This window comes from Aeribacillus sp. FSL K6-1121, assembly GCF_038003725.1.
Classification (GTDB): domain Bacteria; phylum Bacillota; class Bacilli; order Bacillales; family Aeribacillaceae; genus Aeribacillus; species Aeribacillus composti.
In genome coordinates, this window is record NZ_JBBOPS010000001.1 from 1,698,961 (window position 1) to 1,721,355 (window position 22,395).

Here is a 22,395-nt window from a genome sequence, read left to right on the forward strand (position 1 = left end):
TGCGACCCGAATTAATTTATCTAGCGCAAATACAGATAAAGTCATTAAATGAGAGGGGTTTTCTATGACATATTATTATTACCTTGCCTCAGATATTAAACTACCATCAGGTATATACTCTAAAAGTGGTTTTATTAATTTAAATGAGAGTAAAATAGCTCTTGATCAAACTCTTGACTTAACAGAAAGTGATGAAAAAGTAGATGGATTCGATTATCCCGTGCAAATTGAAATTGTTTATGGTTTGTGTGATCCTGAAACTTTAGAAGCATATGATGATTTTGGATTGCCACTGCTTCATAAATATATTCTCGACGTATGCAGTTACTATAAGACATGTACCATTCAAATTGCTCACATTTTAAATACACACCGACACCCTTTAAAAATTGTAGAACGGAGAAAACTCTTATTGAATCAATTATCGAATCCTAAACAACTCGCTCTACATCATGGTGAATTGCTGACGATCAAGAAGATTCCGGAGTTCTAAGTTGATTAGACCGATGAATTTACGAACAGTTGCATTTTGTTATTATGGGTAAAATGAATTTTAGTTTACTTATTCCTAGTGTGTAGATCTTCCATCAAAAAACTTGGATGTCTTATCCGTTGCTAACGACAAGGGATCGATCTCCCAAGTATTCTTTGTATAATTAAAACCCTGAGAGGGGACCTAATATGTGTCTAGTTGGGATACAAATTTGAAAGAGAAATGTTCTTACTTATAAAAACTGCTCCTGAGCTTTGGCCGTTACCAAGCTTAGGAGCAGTACAATCTAAATTTTATTCAGTTCTTGAAGTAATTCTAAATACTTTTGAAATTCTGGACTGTTTGGGGCTGAACTTTCTACACCTAAAAGGATAACAAGTTCCTTAATCAAAAATCAAACGCTGACATTCTCTTTGAAGCGTACATCCACTCATGGACTTTTTAAAATTTTTTCTTGTAAATTATGATGTTGATTCTTTCTCCTTCTTCAATATCATTCCACATCTTAATGATTTGATGGTCACTTTCCGGATATTGGCCGTTTCTACTAGTTTCGTTGCTCGCTTCATTCCAACTGCTCGTTGTACAAATGGCTTCCATTTTGAGAGAACCTCTTCAGGTGTCATTTCTTTCGTTTGAGAAGGAAATGGAAACAGTTTTAGCGTGCAAAAAGCTGCTTTTCCTTTCCAATCTCCGAAAACATCGAAAAACTCCGGAAAATAACGTTGAATCAAATTTTGAAGTTGAATCAAATTTTGAATACGTCCTTCTGTGATGGCAAGCTGTTGAGTGAGCTGATCTCTTATTTTGACGCCTTCTCTTAGTTCCGCGTAAATACCGTCTAAGAGATTTGGTACGGAGTATCGGCCGTCTTTTATCAGCTGTGCAATCACTCTGGCGTCTTTTGTATCGTTTTTTGTTGGAGAGTTGTCATCAAGCTCTTTGCTTTTCTTTACATGCATCGGATTGACTAGCACAAAGTCATAGCCCTTTGCGGTAAGAAAATAAGCGAGATTTAACCAGTAAGGTCCGGTTGGTTCAACCCCAAAAATCACATGGTTCTTATCATTTTCTTGTTGGTGTCGATTCACCCAATCTAAAAGCATTTGGAAACCATGTATGCGATTTTCAAAGATCAAGCGTTTTCCAAATTCAATTCCTCGATCGTCTTGTGCCCGTGCCACGTGTTTGTCTTTGGCAATATCAATGCCGATTATTAATGTTGATGGTGTGATTTGCGAGATTTTTCGATTTTGAGTATAATTCATTGTTGAGTCCTCCTTGGTAACTTATTAATTCGGGGTCAATGCATTGATACCCTGTACTATACCAAGAGGGCTCTTTTTGTTTCAAACCTCAAATTTCTTCATTACAGGAATGCTCCTTGATTAACTTATTGAGGATTCCCATAGAATGCATGCACACTTGGAGATCTACCATAAGGGTGATAATGATAAAACTTTCCTTTTCGGTTACTATCTATTTCAGGCCCCACAGGTTTTAAACCATTTCTCACACCTCTGGCAACTTTTTTAGCAGCCGATTTAGATGTAGACCAAGTATCATGACCTTTGCCTTTTTTAGACCAATTAACGGCAGAAGCATATCCTACCCCATTACCTATATATAATTTACCGTTATAGATAGTGGCTTTAAAGTGCTCGAATTTTCTAGACTTCTTTGCCTTAGTAAATAAAATAAATGTTGTCCCTAATATTGTTATAGCAGCACCAATAGAAATCAAGTGGGATAATAGCCAACTGCCAATACCGATACCTATTGGAATGGCCGGTGCAAATGAAGCACTGACTTCTCCAAAATTATCAAGGGTATAAGTCTCTCCTGTTGTTAAATCTGTAAATTCAACTTTCAGCAGATTATTATCTTCGACTAAAATTTCTGCGGAGTATGTAGTATCTTCAATGATTGTATTTCCCTCAACGGTTTTTTCGTGAAGTAAAATGTTATCAGTACCTTGTTGAACTTCCAATTTAACCTCTGTTGATACTTCTTCCGTCACTTCAACGATTGTTTCAAAGGTAGTTGTATCTTCTTCATGAATAACTTTTATCTTTGCGTTCTCAAATAATTCTCCGTTAACTTCAATGTCTTCAGGTATATTTTTCACAATATTTTCTAAATTATCAGTAACTTGTCTAGGCTCTTCTGCAGACACAGGTGATATAGCAAAAGATAATACCAAGTTTAATATCATAATAATATTAAAAGTTTGGAGAAATATCTAGTCTTTATCATTAATCCTAACCCCTTTACTTATTTTTTAAATTTCACAATTCCATTTCCATAAAATTTACTAACGTTTTCAGTTTGCGAAGGCAATACAGACATAGATTTCAAATCTGAATATACTTGAGTGAACTTTGTTTTATTATCAGGATAAGAATTTTGGGAAAGTAGATTAGCTACAACCCCTGTAACAAATGCTGTTGAAAATGAAGTTCCGCTATATAACACGTATTCTCCATTATTATCTATTGATTTAATATCCTCACCAGGTGCAACAAAGTCAACTTTTCCAGAAGCCCCAAATACAGATTTTTTTAAGTCCTCACCAATGGAACCAACAGAAATGACGGAATCATATTTTGCAGGGTAGTCAGCACTCAGACCGTATTTATTTCCGCTAGATGCAATAATAATAATTCCCTTTTTATTTGCTTCATTTACAGCCTTTTCTAATTTCGGATTAGACTCAGACGTTCCCACACTAATGTTAATAATATCAACATCTTGTTCTATAGCCCATTCCAATCCTTCAACAAGATTATCAACATTCCCATTTCCGTTTTTATCCAGAATTCTCACATCATATATTAAAGCTGTAGGAAAAATGCCACAAATACCTTTCTCTTTATTTTCACCTGCAATAATGGCTGCTACTGCTGTTCCGTGATTCAAAAAATCTTCATGATTTTCACTTTCAACCGTGTTGAAAGAATCTATAATTTTTCCTTGTAATTCTATGTGAGTTTGATTAATGCCGCTATCGAGGATAGCTATTGATACTTTTTTTTGATCCTTTTCTGCTGGAGAATGGCCATTCATGATTAATTCATATCCCCAATTACAACTTTTTTCATTATGTTGAGAGGGATTACCAGTAGAATTGGGTAAACTCAAAACTTCAGTGGAATTATTATGTACTTCTTCTTTGGAGCTATTTGAATTTAAAACACAACCGGTCAAGAGAAAGGCTAATAAAAAAATTAAAAAACATTTTTTTTTAGCCATATATACCCTCCTTTCAAGTTGTTTAGTATTCTACTTATCTTTCAACAATTCATTCTTTATAAAGCTGACGATATAAAAAATAATATAACCAGTGAATAATATGAAAGATATATTAATAAAACTTGGTAATTCTTCATGTCTAAATAAAACTATTAATCCCATTCCAAAAAAAGGGACGATCATATATCCATGGTAATTTTTCCACCACAAAGAAAATTTTTCTATAACAATCAAACCTTCCATTTTAAATTTTAATTTTCTTTAAATTCTCACGTTTTCTCTAAATTTTCCTAACATCTGATATTCTTTCAGATTCAGTGAAATGGTCGTGGAATCCACAATTTTCAAGCCATTCACCTGACTGGAGGAGTTCGTGGACATCTGACGGATTTGATTCACTAAATCCAGAAAGATTTCTGCAGTCATTCGGGTTTTATTTGGCGATGTTTTCGGGAAAGTTGTGAAGCATTAATAGAAGTCAATCCTAATTCTCGCTGAAAATCATCCAGTAACGCATCATCGGTGATGGCGCACAGTCCTTCTCGTTGTTAAAGTTGAGCATGTAAAAACAAAAGTAAATGCGATTTTATGGTTATTTTTTTCGTCTCTTCAATTATTTGTGTAAATTTGACAGAATTGAGAGGAGTGACCCATTTACCAAATGAAGAAAATATTGTATCCATGTCCATAGGCTTCATCCTTTATATTGGATTTGGACAGGGGCCACCTGTACCATCCATTATAAAGGATTTTTTATGATTTTTTTCAATTCGGAATTTTCGAATTAAATTTATGTAACGCTAGTGATTTATTTTATTTTTGAGATTGATCTTTCACAAATAAAGATATTTATATTAAATTACAATATTGTCATTTATTTATATATTATGTTTAAATTTACATATTTTCCAATTCTATTTTAATAACGAGTAGAAAAAAATGTCAATATAAACATATCAAAGAAAGAGAACGAAACAGGAGAGAACCCCCTTCATGAGCAAAAGGTTCTTATGGATCGTGTACTTTCCGAGTATGGAGTCCCTTACGATCCAAAAATGGAAATTGGTAGTGATGATAAAATTTCTACCCGTCCAGTATTCCAATTGATGTTAGTCCAGATTATAGACACAACGAATAGAGAAATGTACAGTAAATCTATCAATCATAGGGAGTGTCTATAATGGCTAGACGTTTTGATAAAGAATTCAAAATACATGCAGTAATGTGCAAATCGGGACAGAGAATCAGTTTATCTTGTTTTATCCCATTCATCATCAACTACCAACCGATACGCGTTGCTTTATCTCACATTTGGTGAAGCTAGCGTCCACTTCATTACCGATGCCCCAAACAGTTATTGCGGATGCAGGATATGGTAGTGAAGAAAACTATGTATATGCAGTTGGTGATGAGAAAGAGCCCCGGTTTGAATTTCTGATTCCTTATGAAAGAACAAACACGTACATACAAAAAAGACATTAAAAATGCCAAAAACGAGGCCTATTGTGAAGAGGATGATTGTTTTATCTACCCAAATGGAAGAAAAGTGACATTTAAAAAATATCAAAACAAAAGAATCCGTCTGGTTATGAACAAAGCTTCAAAAAATACGAATGTGAAGATTGTACCGATTGCCCATTAAAAGCAAAGTGCACAAAAGTAAAAGGCAACCGACAAGCTCAATGGAATATGATTTTCGAAGAAATGAAAGCAAAGGCCAAAGCAGTCCTTGAATGTGAAGAGAAAGCGATCTACGCTCGGAGCAAAGTCGTAGCAGAAAGTGCGTTCGGTCACATCAAGGGCAATTGATCTTTCCACAGATATTTTTTGGGGGGCTCGACAAAGTACATGTCGAGTTTGGGATTGCGCTTTAGCCCACAACATACTGAAAATCCGACAGCTACTTTCAGATAAAATCGAAAAAATATAAAAGCAAGTGGAGAGAAACGCATTGTTTTTCTCCACTTGCTTCATTTTAGGGACTTATCGAACAGCCCCCTACCAAGTAGTTGAAAAGCTAATATAAAAAATATAAAAAAGCGCAAATGCAATCAGCACGATATAAGCAATAAAAATCGGATTTCGAATATACGGGCGCTTTTCAACTTTTTCGCTTACTTCTGTATCATACTCGCTTTGCCTTTTTTCCATCTGTCTGCCCACTTGTAACGTATAAAACAGGCCGACAAGCAAAACTAACAAAAAAACACCGCCGATGATCAAATTCGTAAATTGCATAAAAACCCCCCTTTTTCTCTATTATTTGAGAAAAAAGGGGGGTTTATTCAAAGGAGACCGTCTTGTTCATATAAATAAGAATATGGAATATCGATAAACAAATAATGATCGTCATCAAGCGGATAGGAAAACGTGCGGATCGTCTCCCCTGTTTCGATATCACTATACAAATCACTTAAAAACCCTTTTTTGTTGACACGCATGCGAATAATATTTTCTAAAAAGTACGGGCGCCAGCTCCAATTTTTCATATAATATTCTTTTTGAAAAATCCATCGGTCTTCTTTTCGGAAAATATTTCCTGACTTTTGAAACCCGTTTTCATCACAAATATAAATACGAAAGCTCATGTCGCCAAGCTCTTCTGCTAAATGGGTAATTAATTCGTCAAATTGGCTGACAGCTTTTTTATATTTGTTCACTAGTTGTGACACCCGCTGATGAAACTGGTCGGAATATGAATAAAGTGTTTCAAGCTTTTTCTTTTCAAATTGAATGAAATGGTTGAATTCCTGCTGCAGTCTTTCTTTTAGAACACATCGATCAATAAATTCTCTTTCCGGATAATGAAGATAATATCCTTGATAATATCTTCCGCCATTTTTCCACGCATATTGCAATTGAAAGTTTGCCTCGATGTCTTCATATAAAAGCGTCGCACCGATTTTGCGCGCAAGTAGTGAAATCGAAAATAAAACATCGAAATACGATTGGCTGGGTGAAGCTAATTTTAATGGCTGCAAATCGATTTTCAAAATATCAGGAGATAATAACCCAATGCGGTCCAAATTGCTCGATTCTTTCCCAATATTGTCAATCGCAATTTTGATTCCGTAAGTCCGGTAATAAGTGAGCAAATGATGGAGCTGTTCGATATCTCCTAAATAATTGTGTTCCGTAATTTCCAGAACAATCCGGTTTAAATCAAGCCCTTTCTCTTTTTCTTCCAGCAGCAAATTTAAAAAGCTTTCGCCGTGATCAATCATAAGCAGATTTGGATCCCTGTTTATAAAAATGAGAAGATCATCATCCAGTTCTTTCATTTCCTCCAATGCTTTTTTGACGACTGTATCATCCACTTCCATTCGGTATTCTTCAGGGATCGAATCATCATGGAAAAAAAAGCCTAAGCTTTTGTATTCCCCTTCCATATGAATTCTGCCTAAAATTTCGTAGCCAATCACCTTTTGCTCATCTGCGCTAAAAATCGCCTGATAATAAGGCACAATTTTTTCGGTATTGGTTATGACATCTAGTGGGTCCATGGGCATCTCCCCGCTTCTTGTACTCTCATATGATACATGATTATAGCATTATTTGGTACATTAGAAAATGTTGAAGAACCGTTTTTGCGCATTTGCTACATTCCCATTTTTACATAATTGGAATGAGGCCCATCCTGGATGCAACGGTTGGCCTCTCAATTGATTTTATGTTTTGCGCCCGCTTCCACAATCAACAAAGTAGTTTGTTTTTTCAATGACCATACAAGCAGAAAACCGAGCAATAAAAGAACAGAGAGCAGAAACATTCCGTTTGCAAATGAAAAATAGCCGAAAATCATCGGACCGAAGGAAAACAAAGTAATTTGAGTGTTCTGGCTAAAATACCGATAGAGATATACAGGAATGAACGAAAAACAATTAACGGCATTAATCTCAACAATTTACAATCTGTTTGAACGAGTTTCATCAAGGCTTCAGCACTGCTGCTCCGATCTACGACTTTGCAAATGAAGTGATTGCTTCCATAAGTATGACGGGTCCAGATAAAAATATTCATCAAAATGACTTTTTTCTACACGGAGAAAATCGTCTAAGCAGAAAATATATTCAAAAGGATGGAGTTTTTCTCTTGCTGATTCGAATAGGGGATTTTGAGGTGTCCTCTAAAATTATTTGAATTAGTTATTCAACATAAACGAATTTACTTTTTCTTTTTATCAATTTCAAAACTAGACTGTTGATTTTTATTGGTTTTAAATGAATCAGTATCATCATTTCATTAATAATCATTGACTAATTATTATTTTTTTCCATATCTTTTCATTCAATAGGTTTTATGAAGATATTTGTCATTACTAATACCTTCTCTTTGCAAATTTTTTATTTTATTTTTTGCTTATCTTTCAAATTTCTGTTATTAATAAATCTTCTTGCATCATTTCCTCTTACAATAGGTTTTTCCCTTAAAGTGACACCATTTTAATCCTCCTTCCTTAATAGCAATTTTACTAGAAATTTAAATCATTACATAGCTGCCCTTTATGTTTTATGAAAATTACACCATTCATTTCTCAATTCCTAAAGACTTTCTCGCTCCTGCAGAAGAGTTAAACCTTTTTCATCATATTTTCCAAATGATTGTTTTAATGTTGTCCATAGATGATAACAAAATAGTTAATCAGAAAAAACGTGCATGTGAAGATTTGTCAAAAAACATTAAACAAGATGTTGAAAGTTTTATGTTATAATTTTTTCGATCGCTATAAAAACTGAAATGGTTGGTAAGAATGAATAAGTTGACAAGAAGACAATTTTTAAAGCATTTTTTCTGGACGGCTGCGTGCAGTTTATTCGCGAGCAGCGGTTTATACATCTACTCAAGATATATTGAACCGGGAAGACTAGAAATAAAAAAAATAAATGTTTCTCATCCAAAAATACCAAAAGGTTTTGATGGTTTGAAAATTGTTCAATTCAGCGACACACATCTAAATAACGACTTTACAATTGCAAATCTGGAACGGATCGTCAATCAAATCAATCGTCTAAACCCGGATATAATTGTTTTTACTGGTGATTTAATCGATGAGCCGAACAGTTATCCCGCTGTGCATCAGATTGCCCCGATTTTAAAACGCCTCCGTGCCGACTTCGGAAAATTTGCAATTTATGGAAATCATGATCACGGCGGATACGGCACTGATGTTTATCGCAATATATTACAAAATGCAGAGTTTCATTTACTGCAAAATGAAAAAAAAGAGATACAGCTGATTGACGGAAGCAAATTGATTGTCGCCGGCCTTGATGATGTCATGCTTGGAAGACCTGATTTTCATCAAACAATGGGCAATATTGACAAAAACTATTTTACTATTCTTTTAGTCCATGAACCTGATACAGTGCTTCAGGCTAAAAATTACAATGTTGATCTCCAATTATCTGGACACAGCCATGGAGGACAAGTAAAAATCCCTTTTATAGGTCCGCTTTACACGCCTCCTTATGCAAAATCCTTTTCGGAGGGCTTTTATACTGTTGATCATACGAAGCTTTATGTCAATCGCGGGTTGGGCACAACTAGACTGCCCTTTCGTTTTTTGGCAGTTCCAGAAATCACCTTGTTTACATTATATTCCAAATAATCCTCTCTTTTAACCGGCTTAAAAGTACTTGGCTTTCATTTCTCTAACCAAAATATGAAAAAAAGATGTTCATATTGAATTAGGTAAATTATAATAGCTACTGTAAGTGTCAGTTAAGGGGAGTCGCAATGGATATTTTTAAAAACCGCAATTTTGTCAAATTGTTTTTTGCAGCGCTTGCTTCACAAATGGGTTCAACAGTTGGCAATATGGCGTTTGCTTTTTATTTGTTGGAGCATTTTAGCAGCAAACCTTATTACGCAACTATTGCTGAGCTGATGTATTCTTTGCCGACTGTATTTGTTTTTGTCATTGTCGGTGTAGTAGCAGACCGCTTCGATCGAAAAAAGGTGGCAGAGAACTGCGACTGGATTCGTGCAATTATGACTGCATGTTTGTTTTTCGCCTTATTTACAAATTCGATTCCGCTCATTTTTTTCATCTTGTTTTTGCGGAGTGCTGTCACGAAATTTTTTTATCCAGCCGAATCCAGTTTAGTACAAGCTATTTTGCGAAAAGATCAATATGCGCAAGCTTCAGGTTTGAATCAAGTACTTTTCAGCATTTTTTTAGTGTTTGGTGTCGGATTAGGGGCATTGGCTTATCGAACAGTTGGAATTCATGGGGCCGTATTAGTTGATTTAATAAGCTTCGTTCTTTCTGCCTTGCTCATTCGCTCGTGTAAAATCCCTAAATCAGCAAGGCTACCAAACGGTCGAGTGTCATGGAAAGGTTTACATATATCATCCGCTGTTTCCGACTTTTTGGAAGGTATTCGGTACATTTTACATAATCGGCTTTTATCGCTCATTATTTTTGGTTTTTTCATTTTCGGCTTTGTTCAAGGAAGTTTTGCCGTTCTTCCGTTATTTACAATGAAATATGAGCTGGCACCGAATTCTTATGAAATGTATTCATCCTTATTTGCCATTTTTCTCGGTGCGGGTCTTTTAGTCGGCAGCACAGTTTCAACATTTTTTGCTAAAAAAATAAAACCGTTTCCAATGTTTGTTACACCGATATTTTTGACAAGCATTTTTGTTTTTCTCCTTGGTTTTGTGGATGAAGTAGAATTTTACTTGTCGATTATTTTTTTGATCGGCATGTGCATCGGTCCTGTGAACGTAGCAATTGGCGGTTGGATTCCGAATATCGTTCATCCAAAGCTAATGGGACGTGTCAGCGGATGGATCGACCCGTTAATGATGTTTGCGCAGTCTGCTACGCTTTTATGTATTGCACTATTGTTTCCAAACATCATTCGAAACATCGATTTACTTTATTACGGTATGGCTCTTATCATTCTTTTCGTCTTTTTCTTTTATATGATCTTGATGCCGAAATATTTAAACGAAAAACAGCATCGGCTAGGTAAAAACACAATCAAATCGGTTTTATAACAAAAATGTGTTTGACAGTCAGACTTATACTCCCAATCATGTGGATCATAGTGGATGAGAATTCACCCTACAACCGCATTGATTGGGAGTTTTTTTGTGATATTCGTTTGAAGGAAAGTGATAATAATAAACTCTACTGAAAAAATTCATCATTAGTTTTGCTTCTACCCTCAAGAAAACTTCTACTAAACGTATAACAAGCAAAAAAGGGGGTTCTAATAAGTCGTTTTTACGGCTTATTGACGCCCCATTAATGTTTTACGGTGTTTATGATTTTTTGTTTTCAATGGCGATTTGACTTTCTGGCCCCCCCTCCCTATCATGCTTCGAAAGAAATTCGAATCTTTTACAGAATGTGAAATAAATAAATGAATGAATGAAATCAGCCCCGCTGCCAATAAATTATAAAAGATGACCCCGGCTCCATACCGAGATCATCTCTTAACCGTTTAGTCCCCTGATCAAACTGCCCACTCGACGCCCATTTTAATTATGCCGAGCATGGTCAATGGTTTGCTCTAGTATTTTTTTTACATGCTCATCATCATGTGAATAGTAAACTGTCGTTCCTTCCCTTCTAAATTTGACTAAACGCAAATTTTTTAGAAACCTCAATTGATGGGACACGGTTGATTGCAAAAGCTCAAGCTCGGCAGCTATTTCATTCACAGAACATTCTTGTTTTTCCGCAAGTAAATGTAAAATCCGAATTCTAGTCGGATCCGATAACGCTTTAAACGTTTGCGACACGATAAAAAGCGTTTCTTCGTCTATATCTAGAAATTCCTCTTTTCCGCTCATGACCCACCCTGCTTTCTAAAATATTTCATAATAACTATTATAGGCATATTTAATAGACTGTAAAAACTGGTTGCATTTTCTATTCATGAAAGTATAATGTAAATAAAGATTACGGAAAATAATGAAAAAGGAGAGACATCATGGACGATATCAGTCATTATAAGCTACGGGATGAGACGCCGGAAAATATAGCACGAGCCATCTATGTTGTCAATCGGCATGCAAAAACAGCGCCAAATCCTAAATATTTATATTATTTAAAAAAGAAGGCGCTGCAAAAACTGATCGCTGAAGGAAAAGCAACAAAGAAAGGACTGCATTATTCAAAAAATCCAAAATTAAGCAAACAGCAGTCAGATGTTCTGGTGTCGACAGGAAATTATTATTTTCATATGCCTCCTACAAAAGAAGACTTCCAAAACCTTCCTCACTTAGGTTCCTTAAATAATTCATACCGAAACCCGAAAACAAATCTATCATTGTCAAAGGCAAAAAATTTATTGGAGTATTATATCGGTATGGATAAAGCGAATCGACCGCTTTCTTCTCCCAAACGGTTCCATCGTCATACATATCAAAAACCGGTGTTTAAACGATTAGGCGAACGGTATGATTGAGTAAAAAGAGAGGCTTATTCAGCCTCGTCTTTTAATTCATCATCTTCTTCATTTTTAAATAACAATTCATCGATTTGTTCAATTAAGTGATGGACCTCAGGTTTGCTAATTTGGGCATTTGCACCTACCTGTTGTCCTTTATGTTTTAAATCATTCGTAATCAATGAGGAAAAAATCACAACCGGAATATGATCCAGCTCTGGATTTTCCTTAATTCGCTTCGTCAAATGCAATCCGTCAAGCTGCGGCATTTCGATGTCCGTAATGACTAAATCAACACGCTCCTTAACCGGTTCGCCTTCATTTACAATATTCTCTAAATAGTCCAGTGCATCCTTGCCGTTTTCAAAAAACTCAATCTGTTGAAATCCCGCCTCCGTCAATGTGTCGTTCAACAATCTGCGCAACAGCGGGGAATCTTCGGCAACGACAATTTTTTTATCAGATCTGTCCCTCTTTTCCAGTTTTTTCGCTTTTTCCTGCTGGATTCCGGACTCAGGATTAATTTCAACAACGATTTTTTCAAAATCAAGCATTAAAATCATTTCGTCTCCCATTTTGACAACGCCGGTAATTTGAGTTTCCAATCCTTGATACATTTCAGAAGGCTTTTCAATTTGCGACCAAGACACACGATGAATTTGGGTTACTTGATGGACGCGAAACACAACTTTTTGTTGGTTAAATTCCGTTACTATCAGCTTATCTTTTTCGCTGGGCTCGCAATTCGGATCGCCGATCGCCTTCGGTACGTTAACTACCGGGAGCACTTCTCCTCTTAATTCAATAATTCCTTCAACGTATGGATGGACGTGAGGCACGCTCGTTACAGGAAGAGGCTGAATGATTTCTTTTACTTTCATCACATTTATACCGAATTTATTCGAGCCGACGAGAAACTCTACAAATTCCAACTCGTTCGTACCGCTTTCAAGCAAAATTCCCTTTTCGTTCATATCTTTCTTCCTTCCGTCTAATATTTGCGAACGTTTCTTCTTCACTTTTTTATATCGGTTTTATTCTTTGTTCATTTAATACTTCTTTCGCTACAAATCGATGGGAAGTAAGTCTGAACAGCGTTACTCATAAAAACGTAAATGATACATTTTATTTCGACAAAGACGACTTGATTTCCTTTTTTTATAAAAAACTTTTATGCTGGTCAAACACCTTAAAAGTGAAGTTGCATATGTTATGGTGAACAACTGAAAAGTGAAAGGAGCATGAACGTGTATCCATTCTATCGACAAATCCTCCCGGGAGTTCAACAGCCAGAATTTTTTCCGGGCTTTCCAGGGATGGGTGGAGGATTTCCTTCGTTTCCTCCTACGGGGACTGGTCCCGGTTTCCCTCCATTCGGCCCTCCTGGAATCGGCGGAAGTCCGAGTGACGGTTTTGGACAGCAGCAAGGACCGCCTTCAGGACCGCCTCCAAGTTTTATTCCTCAAGAATCACCCGGAGTCGGAACATTTGCAGTTGATCCCGGAGGCATTAGAAGATGTTTACATCGTTTTACATTTATCCGATTAACAAACGGCAGAAGCTTCTGGTATTTCCCTGTGTTTGTAGGACAAAGGTCCATTGCCGGGTGGCGCTGGAGACCTCGCCAAAATCGATGGGAATATTTCGGCATTGATTTAAACAGAATCTCTTCCTTCTCATGTTTTTAAGATGACACTCGGGGCAGTCTAATAAGTCGTTTTTGGCTTATGGACGCCCCTTTACTATTTTAGAAACGTTGATATATTGTTTTCAACCGATTGGACTTTTTAAACATCCGCATGCTAGTCACCTATTAAACCGGTATTTTTATCGGGATCAACAGGGTTGTAAATGGATTGAAAAGCAAGATCTACAGCTGATTTAGCCGTTTTAGCGAACTGAATTTCGACTGTTCTCCGCTCATCTAAATAACAGCCTTCAAAGGCGATTTGCTTCACGGTGTTCGACCATCCTCCTGAATTTTCAACGATGATGACACGTTTTTTGTTCATATATGCGGCAGACAATTCTCCAAGCGTTCCATTTCCTCCTCCAATCATAATGATGGCATCTGCGGAATGAACAAGCAAAACGCTTCTGTAATCAAAACCTAATCCAGTATTAATCGGAATATCAATAAATTCGTTTGCTGCCTGTTTGTCGTCTCCAGCCAAAATACCTACGACAAGGCCGTTTGCTTGTTTGGCCCCTCGTGAAACTGCCTCCATCACTCCGCTTCCGCCGCCTGTCAAAAGAACAGCTCCTCTTTTAGCAATTTCTGAACCGATTTCTTCAGCCAGGAGGCGGACATGTTCCGGAATCAAGCCGGATTGACCAATTACTGCAATTCTCTCCATCATAAGCCTCCATTTCAAATTTTTTGCTGTTTTATATTATAGAACGAAGCTTGTGAACAGCTTGTATTGCTGTCACTGTTTAGCCTTTTATAAAAAGAGTTCCTTTTGATTGTTTACCTTACAAAAGAATTTGAGGGGGCGCATACTGAATTTTTTCTTACTCTCGCCTTTGTTTTCTTTTTTAGCTTCTATGTATGCTTGTCAAGTCTTTCAAAGACGCTTTATCGATAAATTGAAAGAGCAATTTTCCGCCTTTCATTGTTAAATTTTGCACTCTTCAAGTTTCTTTTTTATAATGTGCAAAAACTTACCCATCCTATTTTTTACGAAGCAGGCCGCATTTTTTGCCCGCTACAATTTTGGACCTTTATGAAACCGGAACCAACCCATTTTATAAAAAATATAAAGCATTCCTGTTCCGATGAGAGCCATGACTCCTAATACAATATAATAGCCATACTTCATTTTCAGCTCGGGCATATATTCAAAATTCATTCCATAAATTCCTGCGATAAACGTAAGAGGCATAAAAATAGACGAAATAACCGTCAATGTCATCATAATCGTATTCATCCGGTTTGAGTTGTAAGATAAATAGCTGTCCCTTATATCAGCCGCAAGCTCCCGATTTGCCTCCGTCATCTCGACAAGCTTGAGTAAATGGTCATAAACATCATAAAAATACAAATCTTCCTCCTTCATTTCGTTCAGCCTGTTGGACGAGATGATCCGGTACATCAAATCCCGCATCGGAATGATTGTTCTTCTTATTTTTGATAATTGAGACCTGATGGAAAAAAGCTCTTTCATTAACTCATTGATCGATTTGTTTTTATTGTTTTCCTCAATTTGATTTAATAAATCTTCCAAATGGTACACGGGCGGAAAAAAATCATCAACGAGCTTATCAGTCAATTGATGCATGATTTTCATAGGCCCTTTTTTTAAAGAATCGTCTTTTTTGATTCTCAGCCAAATGTTGTTTAGATCTCGAATGGCATTTTTGTGAAATGTGACGATTCCTTTTTCGTTTACAAATAAGTCAAGCTCTTCCGGTTCCAGCGTCTGTTGATGAATTCCGTGCAACACAACAAACATATAAGAGTCATAAAAATCTATTTTCGGCCGTTCAACATTTTCGACACAATCCTCAATGGACAAAGGATGAAAATGAAAAAATTTCCCTAGCAATCTAATTTCATTTTCCGTCGCCTTGTAAAAATCGACCCAGTACCAAAGAACTTCCTTTTTTCGAATCTCTTTTAATGCCACATCATATTTAGCTTCCAAATCAGTTGTAATGACTAATGTTCGTATCATAGACATCACACTTTCTAAATTTTTTTGGACATAAATTTAGTTTACCAATAAAAGCTTGGGACAAACATGATAAAATATAAGACGACACTTATTAAAGCAGGTGATTTGTATGGAACATTTGATTAACCAAAATGTAAAAAACATTGCGATTTCCGGCATTCGAGCTTTTTTTAACATCGTTTCCAACTATGACGATGTCGTTTCGCTAACGATTGGCCAGCCTGACTTCCCAACGCCTTCACATATAAAAGAAGCGGCAAAACAGGCAATTGATGACAACTATACAACGTATACGCATAATGCTGGATTGATCGATGTAAGAGAAGCAGCATGCCAATTTGTACATAAAAAATATCATCTCTCCTATGATCCTGGTTCGGAAGTGATTGTTACAATCGGGGCCAGCCAGGCGATTGATATAGCGCTTCGAACGATTTTGGAGCCCGGGACGGAGGTAATGCTGCCAGGTCCTGTTTATCCGGGGTATGAGCCAATTATTCAATTGTGCGGAGCAATACCCGTTTATGTTGATACGACAAAAAACAAATTTAAATTAACTGCGGATTTGATTAAACAAAATATAACAGAAAAAACCCGATGCATAATTTTGCCTTACCCGTCCAATCCGACAGGCGTTACATTCACTGCAGAGGAGCTGATAGAGATTGCCGATGCCGTTCGCGGGAAGGATATTTTTATTTTAGCGGATGAAATTTACAGTGAATTAACGTATGATGCACCTCATACCTCGATCGCTTCTTTTTTGCGGGAGCAGACGATCGTCGTCAATGGACTTTCCAAATCGCATAGCATGACTGGATGGCGGATCGGATTTCTTTTTGCGCCGAAAGATATCACAAAACATATGTTAAAAGTGCATCAATATAATGTTTCATGCGCTTCGTCGATCTCTCAAAAAGCTGCTTACAACGCTTTAACGGAAGGGTTTCATGATGGTCAAATAATGAAAAAAGAATATGAAAAACGATTGGAGTACGTATACGGTCGTCTCGTTGAAATGGGATTTGAGGTTGTTAAACCAAGCGGAGCCTTTTATTTATTTCCTTCGATTCAATCATTTGGACAAAGCTCTTTTGATTTTGCTTTGGAGCTGGTTGAGAAGGCTGGTGTTGCGGTCGTCCCGGGGAGCGCTTTTTCCAAATTTGGAGAAGGGTTTATCCGCATCTCTTACGCTTACTCGACAAAAGAGCTGGAAAAAGCTTTGGACAGGCTTGAGCATTTTGTGCAACTGAAAAGAAAATAGAAACATACTAACATTAGTAGTACAGACCTAGGCCAAGGTTTGTGCTACTATTTTTTTATAGTAGAAGTGAAGGAAGGTCGAACATCCCCTGGGACCAAATAGAGTCCGTATTAAAAACAGACCAACTTCACATCCTTATTTGAATCAGTTTAGTATGTTGGGTCCGAAGAGACCGTGTATAAGAAAATGGAATCAATAAGGCAATGTGAAGAACTTCTATGTTTGGCTAAAAAGGAGAGGCAGAAAATATGAAACACGTAGTGGCATTTGATGTCAGTATGGGGAAAAGTACAATGGTCATTTATGACCGTTATCGTCAATGCGAATATGAGGGTGAAATAACCCATAACCGCTACTCTTTCGAGAAATTAAACGAAACCCTTATATCTTTAACACAAAAAGATGCACAGGCACCTGATATTGTCTTTGAAGCAACAGGCGTATATTCAAAACCACTAGAACGATTCTTAGGTGATCAAGGTTATATGTATTATCGAGTTAACCCACTCGAAGCGAATATTCAAATGGCTTCAATGAGGAGACAAAAAACAGATAAAAGCGACGCTCATGAACTTGCGAAAACTCACTTTAGAGTTGAACGTGAACAAACTTATCAAGAAGGGGAATATTATAAACAAATGCGTGCAATGACGAGATATTATGATGAATTAAGTAGTGAAATGACGCATTTATATAGTCGTTTACATGCGATTCTACAATTGAGTTTTCCCGAGTTAGAAAAGCTATTCAGTAAACGTTCTGCTTTATTTTTGAATGTCGTTCAATTATACCCTCATCCGGATCATGTGTTAGTTTGTTCAAAAACAGTGATTCGTAATCGTTTAAAAGCCAACACAAGAAAAAACTTATCATTGGCACGTGCTGAAGAAAAAGGGATCGCTTTAATCGAAGCAGCAAAAGAAGCGTATCCAGCAATTTCAAAAGATGATATTCGCTGTGAACAAGTGCGGGATTATGCCAAACGGATTGCAGACTTGAAGGAGAAAAGAGATCAACTTGTCCAAAAGATGGTTAAATTATCGAAAGATAAACAAGAGTATCAGATTTTAATTTCATTTCCAGGAATCGGAGAAACGACTGCAGTTCGTTTAATTGGAGAATTAGGAGATATTCGACGATTCAAAAACCATAAACAACTGAATGCTTACGTCGGTATTGATATTATGAGATATCAATCTGGGAATACCTTTTATAAAGACAAGATTAATAAAAGAGGAAATAACAAACTTAGAAAGATTCTATTTTACATGATCCAGACCATGATCCAACTACGGAAAAACACACAAAATCATATTGTAGATTATTATGATAAATTAAAAACGCAACCCCAGAGGAAACCTCATAAAGTTGCGTCCATAGCATGCGTGAATAAGTTCTTGAAATCGGCTTATCACCTTATCACACATAATCTGAAATACGATTACGAAAAGGCAACAATGCATCAGTAATCGTAAGTAAGATTATATCACAAAGACCTGACGAAAAAAATGGAAATCGTGAGGTCTATTTGTCATGCGAAAATTTATTTTGGAAGGGGCTGTCCAAAAAGTCAGGGTAACTGACTTTTTGGAGCCCCTCATTTTTTCACTTTTTAAAAAAAATGCACAAAAAAATCGTCCTTTCTAGTAAAATGAAGTTACCACACAACATTACAGAAAGGACGATTTTTTATGAGCAATCAAATGATTACTCGTGAAAATTATAACACACAAATGACACTTCCTCTAGATGGAAAAGAAGAAAAAACTCCTGCCAAAAGAAATTTAGCCCCTACTTTCAAACCATATGACAACCGTCAAGTTCAAATGATTTATGATATTGAATCTCTTATACCCGAACATCACGTGGCACGTGTCGTGGACGAAATGGTGGAGGCGATACCAGATAAACAATTGTTTTCTCATTATAAAGGCGGCGGCAGAAGTTCCTATCATCCCAAAATGATGCTGAAAATCATTCTGTATGCTTATTCTCAAAAGGTTTATTCCTGCCGAGGAATCGAAAAACTCGTTAAAGAAAATATTCCTGCCATGTGGCTTTCAGCGATGCAACAACCAGATTTTCGCACCATTAATGAGTTCCGAGGGGAACGGATGAAAGCTTTCATGGATGAGCTCTTTGAAGTCATGATTCTCAAATTGATAAAAGAACATTACATCACGATGGAAAACTACTTTTTGGATGGCACTAAGATCGAAGCCAATGCCAATAAGTATTCTTTTGTGTGGAAAAAATCCACTTTGAAATTCGAAGAGAAATTAAAAGAAAAAATCCAAGAAACACTAAAGCACATTCATGAATTAACCCAATTAGAAGCCGGAACAGGGCAAAAGGAAAGCGATCAACATACAGAGATCACCGAACAAAACATGGAGGAAATCGCAAAAGAAATAGAAGAAAAAGTTGAAACGCTAACGGAAGAAATCGAAAAGGAGACCGATACATCCATTCGGAAAGAGAAGCGAAAAAAACGCAGTCAATTAAAGAAATCGGTGAAACAAATTCGTGAAGATTTCCTGCCCCGAATGGCAAGATACAAGGAACAAAAGGAAATGTTCGGTGACCGTAACAGCTACTCGAAAACAGACAAAGACGCAACCTTCATGCGCATGAAAGAAGACCATATGAAAAACGGTCAGCTCAAGCCCGGATACAACGTGCAAATGGGGACAGAGAATCAGTTTATCTTGTTTTATACCATTCATCAACGACCGACCGATACACGTTGCTTTATCCCACATATGGAGAAGCTAGCCTCCAGTTCATTACCGATGCCCAAAACGGTCATTGCGGATGCAGGCTATGGTAGTGAAGAAAACTATGTATATGCAGTTGGTGATGAGAAAGAGCCCCGTTTTGAGTTTCTAATTCCTTATGGGAGCTATGTAAAAGAACAAACACGTACATACAAAAAAGACATTAAAAATGCCAAAAACTGGACCTATTGTGAAGAGGATGATTGTTTTATTTGCCCGAATGGAAGGAGAGTAACGTTTAAAAAATACCAAAACAAAAAGAATCCATCTGGCTATGAACAAAGCTTCAAAATATACGAATGTGAAGATTGTACCGATTGCCCATTGAAAGCGAAATGCACAAAAGCGAAGGGAAATCGTCAAGTTCACTGGAATCCCATCTTCGAAGAAATGAAAGCAAAGGCCAAAACAGCCCTTGAATGTGAAGAGAAAGCCGCCATCTACGCTCGACGCAAAGTCGAGGCAGAAAGTGTGTTCGGTCACATCAAGGGCAATCGGTCGTTCCGCAGATTTTCTTTGCGGGGCCTCGACAAGGTACATGTTGAGTTTGGGATTGTGGCATTAGCCCACAATCGAGTAGGAGGGGGTGACTAACCCCCGACCTCTCACACCACCGTACGTACCGTTCGGTATACGGCGGTTCAATTAAGTATGACGTAGTGCTTGATATCTTTCGAATAGACTTCTTAACCCTCGACGCTTCCAATAGGAGTTGTCGAGGGTTTTGTGTAGAATGGGACTGCAGGCAATCCGCCAATATTTCTTGCGTGTATTGCCCCATTCGAATGCTTTATGGCTTGGAACCCCTAATCCTCTGAGTTTCCGAATTCTTGTTTTCGGGGTTTTCCATTCTTTCCACAAACACATCCGAAGCCTTCGTCTAATCCATTCATCAAATTCTTTGAACTTACTTGGTGTTTCTGCCAAGGCAAAATATCCGCACCATCCCATTAAATACTTGTTCAGTTTCTCAATCCTTTTCTCCATTGGATACGGTTTCGATCTTGATGTAATTTCACGGATCTTGTTCTTCAAACGTTTCACACTTTCGTTCGCAATCCGTACCTTTGGAGTCTTATTGAGTGTGAAGCTGAAACCGAGAAACTTCCGTTTCCAAGGACGGTCTACCGCCGATTTCTCTCTATTTACCTTGAGCTTTAACTCCTTCTCTATAAAGTTCGTAATGGAGTTCATGACACGAATTCCTGCTTTCTTTGTTTTCACATAGATGTTACAGTCATCCGCATACCGAACAAACTTATGTCCACGTTTCTCAAGCTCCTTATCCAATTCATGAAGCATGACGTTTGATAAAAGTGGACTAAGCGGGCCGCCTTGAGGCGTTCCCATGTCCGTTTCCATTACCACTCCATTGATCATCACGCCTGATTGAAGATACCGGCGAATTACCTTCAGTAGAATTCGATCTTTGATCGTTTTCGCCAAGATCCCCATCAGTTTGTCGTGATTCACCTTGTCAAAGAATTTCTCTAGGTCTATATCGACTACCCAACGATATCCTTCTTTGATATAACCCTTTGCTTCCCTAACCGCATCATGTCCCCTTCTACCTGGGCGGAAACCATAGCTATGGTTCGAGAAGGTCGGATCAAAGATTTTCGTCAACACTTGGGCAATCGCTTGTTGGATGAAACGATCCGTCACGGTAGGGATCCCTAGAAGCCTTACTCCACCGTTCGGTTTCGGGATTTCGACTCGACGGACGGGTAAGGGCTTGTAGGTTCCTTCTCTCAACGACTGTCGAATGGAGTCCCAATTTTCGTAGAGGTGTCTTCGTAGGTCTTTTACGGACATGCCATCTACTCCGTGACCTCCTTTATTCTGTTCGACTCGTTTCAGTGCCGCCAGGAGATTTTCCCGTGACAAAATCATTTCCATCAACATTGATATCCTCTCCACGTGAACGAATTCTTCTATTTGTGCCATCTTCTGCTCCACCCTCTTGAAGTCCCCCGTGGGATTCACCACTTCCTCCTTCAAGTAAGTCCTATCGGATTGTCTGCTTCCACACAGAAGATGAACGCCTAGCGATTCGTTCTCCTTAATTGTTCAGTCCTTCCTCTTCCATCTCGAGCTTGAAAGAGTACTATGACTTCTGCTGACTTCTGACTGTTCAGCTATCTATCACTAGATAGGTTACCAAGGTTACTTGGCGTGCCAGCCAGACCTCCCCGGGTAAGAGTGTAATCTTTCCTTCCATCCATCTGCTTCATTTACTTTGTATCACCTTCGGCAGAAAGGGCTTTGTTTTGTTGTGCAAACTCACCCAGTGATACCTAGCCTCATATGAAGTTCGTGTTCCGAGAGACCTTAAAGTTTGCCGCTCGCTTCCTTCAGATTCCGCGTCACCACGGACACCCTTGCGTTAAGCTAACTGCTACTTCTGCCTTCGCAGCTCGGGACTTTCACCCTATAGATTACACCCATGCCGGGCGCACACATACTGAAAGTAGCCGGCATCCGCCAGCTACTTTCAGATAAAAATCGAAAAAATATAAAAGCA

Annotated in this window: 18 protein-coding genes and 1 pseudogene; 9 read left to right on the top strand and 10 right to left on the bottom strand. The window is 37.6% G+C overall.

Going from position 1 to position 22,395, the window contains the following annotated elements:
• Positions 1 to 64: 64 nt before the first annotated feature.
• Positions 65 to 493 carry a hypothetical protein gene (locus tag NSQ61_RS08345; RefSeq protein WP_188392300.1) on the top strand — a complete coding sequence of 143 codons (429 nt, stop codon included), beginning with the start codon at positions 65 to 67 and terminating at the stop codon, positions 491 to 493.
• A 536-nt stretch (positions 494 to 1,029) separates the two neighbouring features.
• Here the strand turns inward: NSQ61_RS08345 and NSQ61_RS08350 are convergent.
• The 3 genes and pseudogenes from NSQ61_RS08350 to NSQ61_RS08360 form a co-directional block, all read right to left on the bottom strand.
• Positions 1,030 to 1,761, bottom strand: a pseudogene (locus NSQ61_RS08350) (IS110 family transposase); the annotation flags it as partial.
• A gap of 125 nt (positions 1,762 to 1,886) precedes the next feature.
• Positions 1,887 to 2,696 carry a hypothetical protein gene (locus NSQ61_RS08355; RefSeq protein WP_340806717.1) on the bottom strand — a complete coding sequence of 270 codons (810 nt, stop codon included), beginning with the start codon at positions 2,694 to 2,696 and terminating at the stop codon, positions 1,887 to 1,889.
• 71 nt (positions 2,697 to 2,767) lie between these two features.
• Positions 2,768 to 3,745, bottom strand: a complete 978-nt coding sequence (locus NSQ61_RS08360; RefSeq protein ID WP_311067158.1) for a S8 family serine peptidase — start codon at positions 3,743 to 3,745, stop codon at positions 2,768 to 2,770.
• A gap of 1,560 nt (positions 3,746 to 5,305) precedes the next feature.
• On the opposite strand from NSQ61_RS08360, the gene NSQ61_RS20260 reads away from it, so the two are divergent.
• Positions 5,306 to 5,554, top strand: a complete 249-nt coding sequence (locus tag NSQ61_RS20260; RefSeq protein ID WP_445206421.1) for a transposase — start codon at positions 5,306 to 5,308, stop codon at positions 5,552 to 5,554.
• 189 nt (positions 5,555 to 5,743) lie between these two features.
• On the opposite strand, the gene NSQ61_RS08365 is transcribed toward NSQ61_RS20260, so the two are convergent.
• Entirely contained in the window at positions 5,744 to 5,983 is a 240-nt protein-coding gene (locus NSQ61_RS08365) for a hypothetical protein (protein WP_063389320.1), read from the bottom strand.
• Between the two features lie 47 nt (positions 5,984 to 6,030).
• Entirely contained in the window at positions 6,031 to 7,248 is a 1,218-nt protein-coding gene (locus NSQ61_RS08370) for an EAL domain-containing protein (RefSeq protein WP_094245556.1), read from the bottom strand.
• Between the two features lie 1,247 nt (positions 7,249 to 8,495).
• Between NSQ61_RS08370 and NSQ61_RS08375 the strand changes: the two genes are divergently transcribed.
• Both NSQ61_RS08375 and NSQ61_RS08380 read left to right on the top strand, forming a co-directional pair.
• Positions 8,496 to 9,353, top strand: a complete 858-nt coding sequence (locus NSQ61_RS08375; RefSeq protein WP_066247982.1) for a metallophosphoesterase — start codon at positions 8,496 to 8,498, stop codon at positions 9,351 to 9,353.
• A 128-nt stretch (positions 9,354 to 9,481) separates the two neighbouring features.
• On the top strand, positions 9,482 to 10,753 hold the full coding sequence (locus tag NSQ61_RS08380; protein WP_117016840.1) for an MFS transporter: 1,272 nt from the start codon (positions 9,482 to 9,484) through the stop codon (positions 10,751 to 10,753).
• A 486-nt stretch (positions 10,754 to 11,239) separates the two neighbouring features.
• On the opposite strand, the gene NSQ61_RS08385 is transcribed toward NSQ61_RS08380, so the two are convergent.
• Positions 11,240 to 11,554 carry an ArsR/SmtB family transcription factor gene (locus NSQ61_RS08385; protein ID WP_063389325.1) on the bottom strand — a complete coding sequence of 105 codons (315 nt, stop codon included), beginning with the start codon at positions 11,552 to 11,554 and terminating at the stop codon, positions 11,240 to 11,242.
• Between the two features lie 140 nt (positions 11,555 to 11,694).
• On the opposite strand from NSQ61_RS08385, the gene NSQ61_RS08390 reads away from it, so the two are divergent.
• Positions 11,695 to 12,171: a YkyB family protein gene (locus NSQ61_RS08390; protein ID WP_117016841.1), complete on the top strand. Its 477-nt coding sequence runs from the start codon at positions 11,695 to 11,697 to the stop codon at positions 12,169 to 12,171.
• A gap of 14 nt (positions 12,172 to 12,185) precedes the next feature.
• Here the strand turns inward: NSQ61_RS08390 and NSQ61_RS08395 are convergent, their stop codons facing one another.
• A complete protein-coding gene (locus NSQ61_RS08395) occupies positions 12,186 to 13,127 on the bottom strand; it encodes a chemotaxis protein (RefSeq protein WP_063389327.1) in 942 nt (313 codons plus the stop codon).
• 342 nt (positions 13,128 to 13,469) lie between these two features.
• Between NSQ61_RS08395 and NSQ61_RS08400 the strand changes: the two genes are divergently transcribed.
• A complete protein-coding gene (locus NSQ61_RS08400; protein WP_063389454.1) occupies positions 13,470 to 13,841 on the top strand; it encodes a hypothetical protein in 372 nt (123 codons plus the stop codon).
• Between the two features lie 114 nt (positions 13,842 to 13,955).
• Here NSQ61_RS08400 and NSQ61_RS08405 read toward each other — a convergent pair whose 3' ends face one another.
• Entirely contained in the window at positions 13,956 to 14,510 is a 555-nt protein-coding gene (locus NSQ61_RS08405; RefSeq protein ID WP_066247977.1) for a TIGR00725 family protein, read from the bottom strand.
• Between the two features lie 351 nt (positions 14,511 to 14,861).
• Entirely contained in the window at positions 14,862 to 15,830 is a 969-nt protein-coding gene (gene corA / locus NSQ61_RS08410) for a magnesium/cobalt transporter CorA (RefSeq protein WP_186439280.1), read from the bottom strand.
• Between the two features lie 109 nt (positions 15,831 to 15,939).
• On the opposite strand from corA, the gene NSQ61_RS08415 reads away from it, so the two are divergent.
• The 3 genes from NSQ61_RS08415 to NSQ61_RS08425 all read left to right on the top strand — a co-directional run bounded on the left by NSQ61_RS08415 (position 15,940) and on the right by NSQ61_RS08425 (position 20,465).
• The gene (locus tag NSQ61_RS08415) at positions 15,940 to 17,094 is read left to right on the top strand and encodes an aminotransferase A (protein ID WP_144598127.1); all 1,155 of its coding nucleotides are present in this window, start codon (positions 15,940 to 15,942) and stop codon (positions 17,092 to 17,094) included.
• A gap of 248 nt (positions 17,095 to 17,342) precedes the next feature.
• Entirely contained in the window at positions 17,343 to 18,563 is a 1,221-nt protein-coding gene (locus tag NSQ61_RS08420) for an IS110 family transposase (RefSeq protein ID WP_063388609.1), read from the top strand.
• Positions 18,564 to 18,785: 222 nt separating this feature from the next.
• Positions 18,786 to 20,465: an IS1182 family transposase gene (locus NSQ61_RS08425; RefSeq protein ID WP_340806725.1), complete on the top strand. Its 1,680-nt coding sequence runs from the start codon at positions 18,786 to 18,788 to the stop codon at positions 20,463 to 20,465.
• Between the two features lie 51 nt (positions 20,466 to 20,516).
• Here the strand turns inward: NSQ61_RS08425 and ltrA are convergent, their stop codons facing one another.
• Positions 20,517 to 21,776 (bottom strand): group II intron reverse transcriptase/maturase, encoded by a 1,260-nt coding sequence (gene ltrA, locus NSQ61_RS08430; RefSeq protein ID WP_340808025.1) that lies wholly within the window; start codon positions 21,774 to 21,776, stop codon positions 20,517 to 20,519.
• Between the last annotated feature and the right edge of the window lie 619 nt (positions 21,777 to 22,395).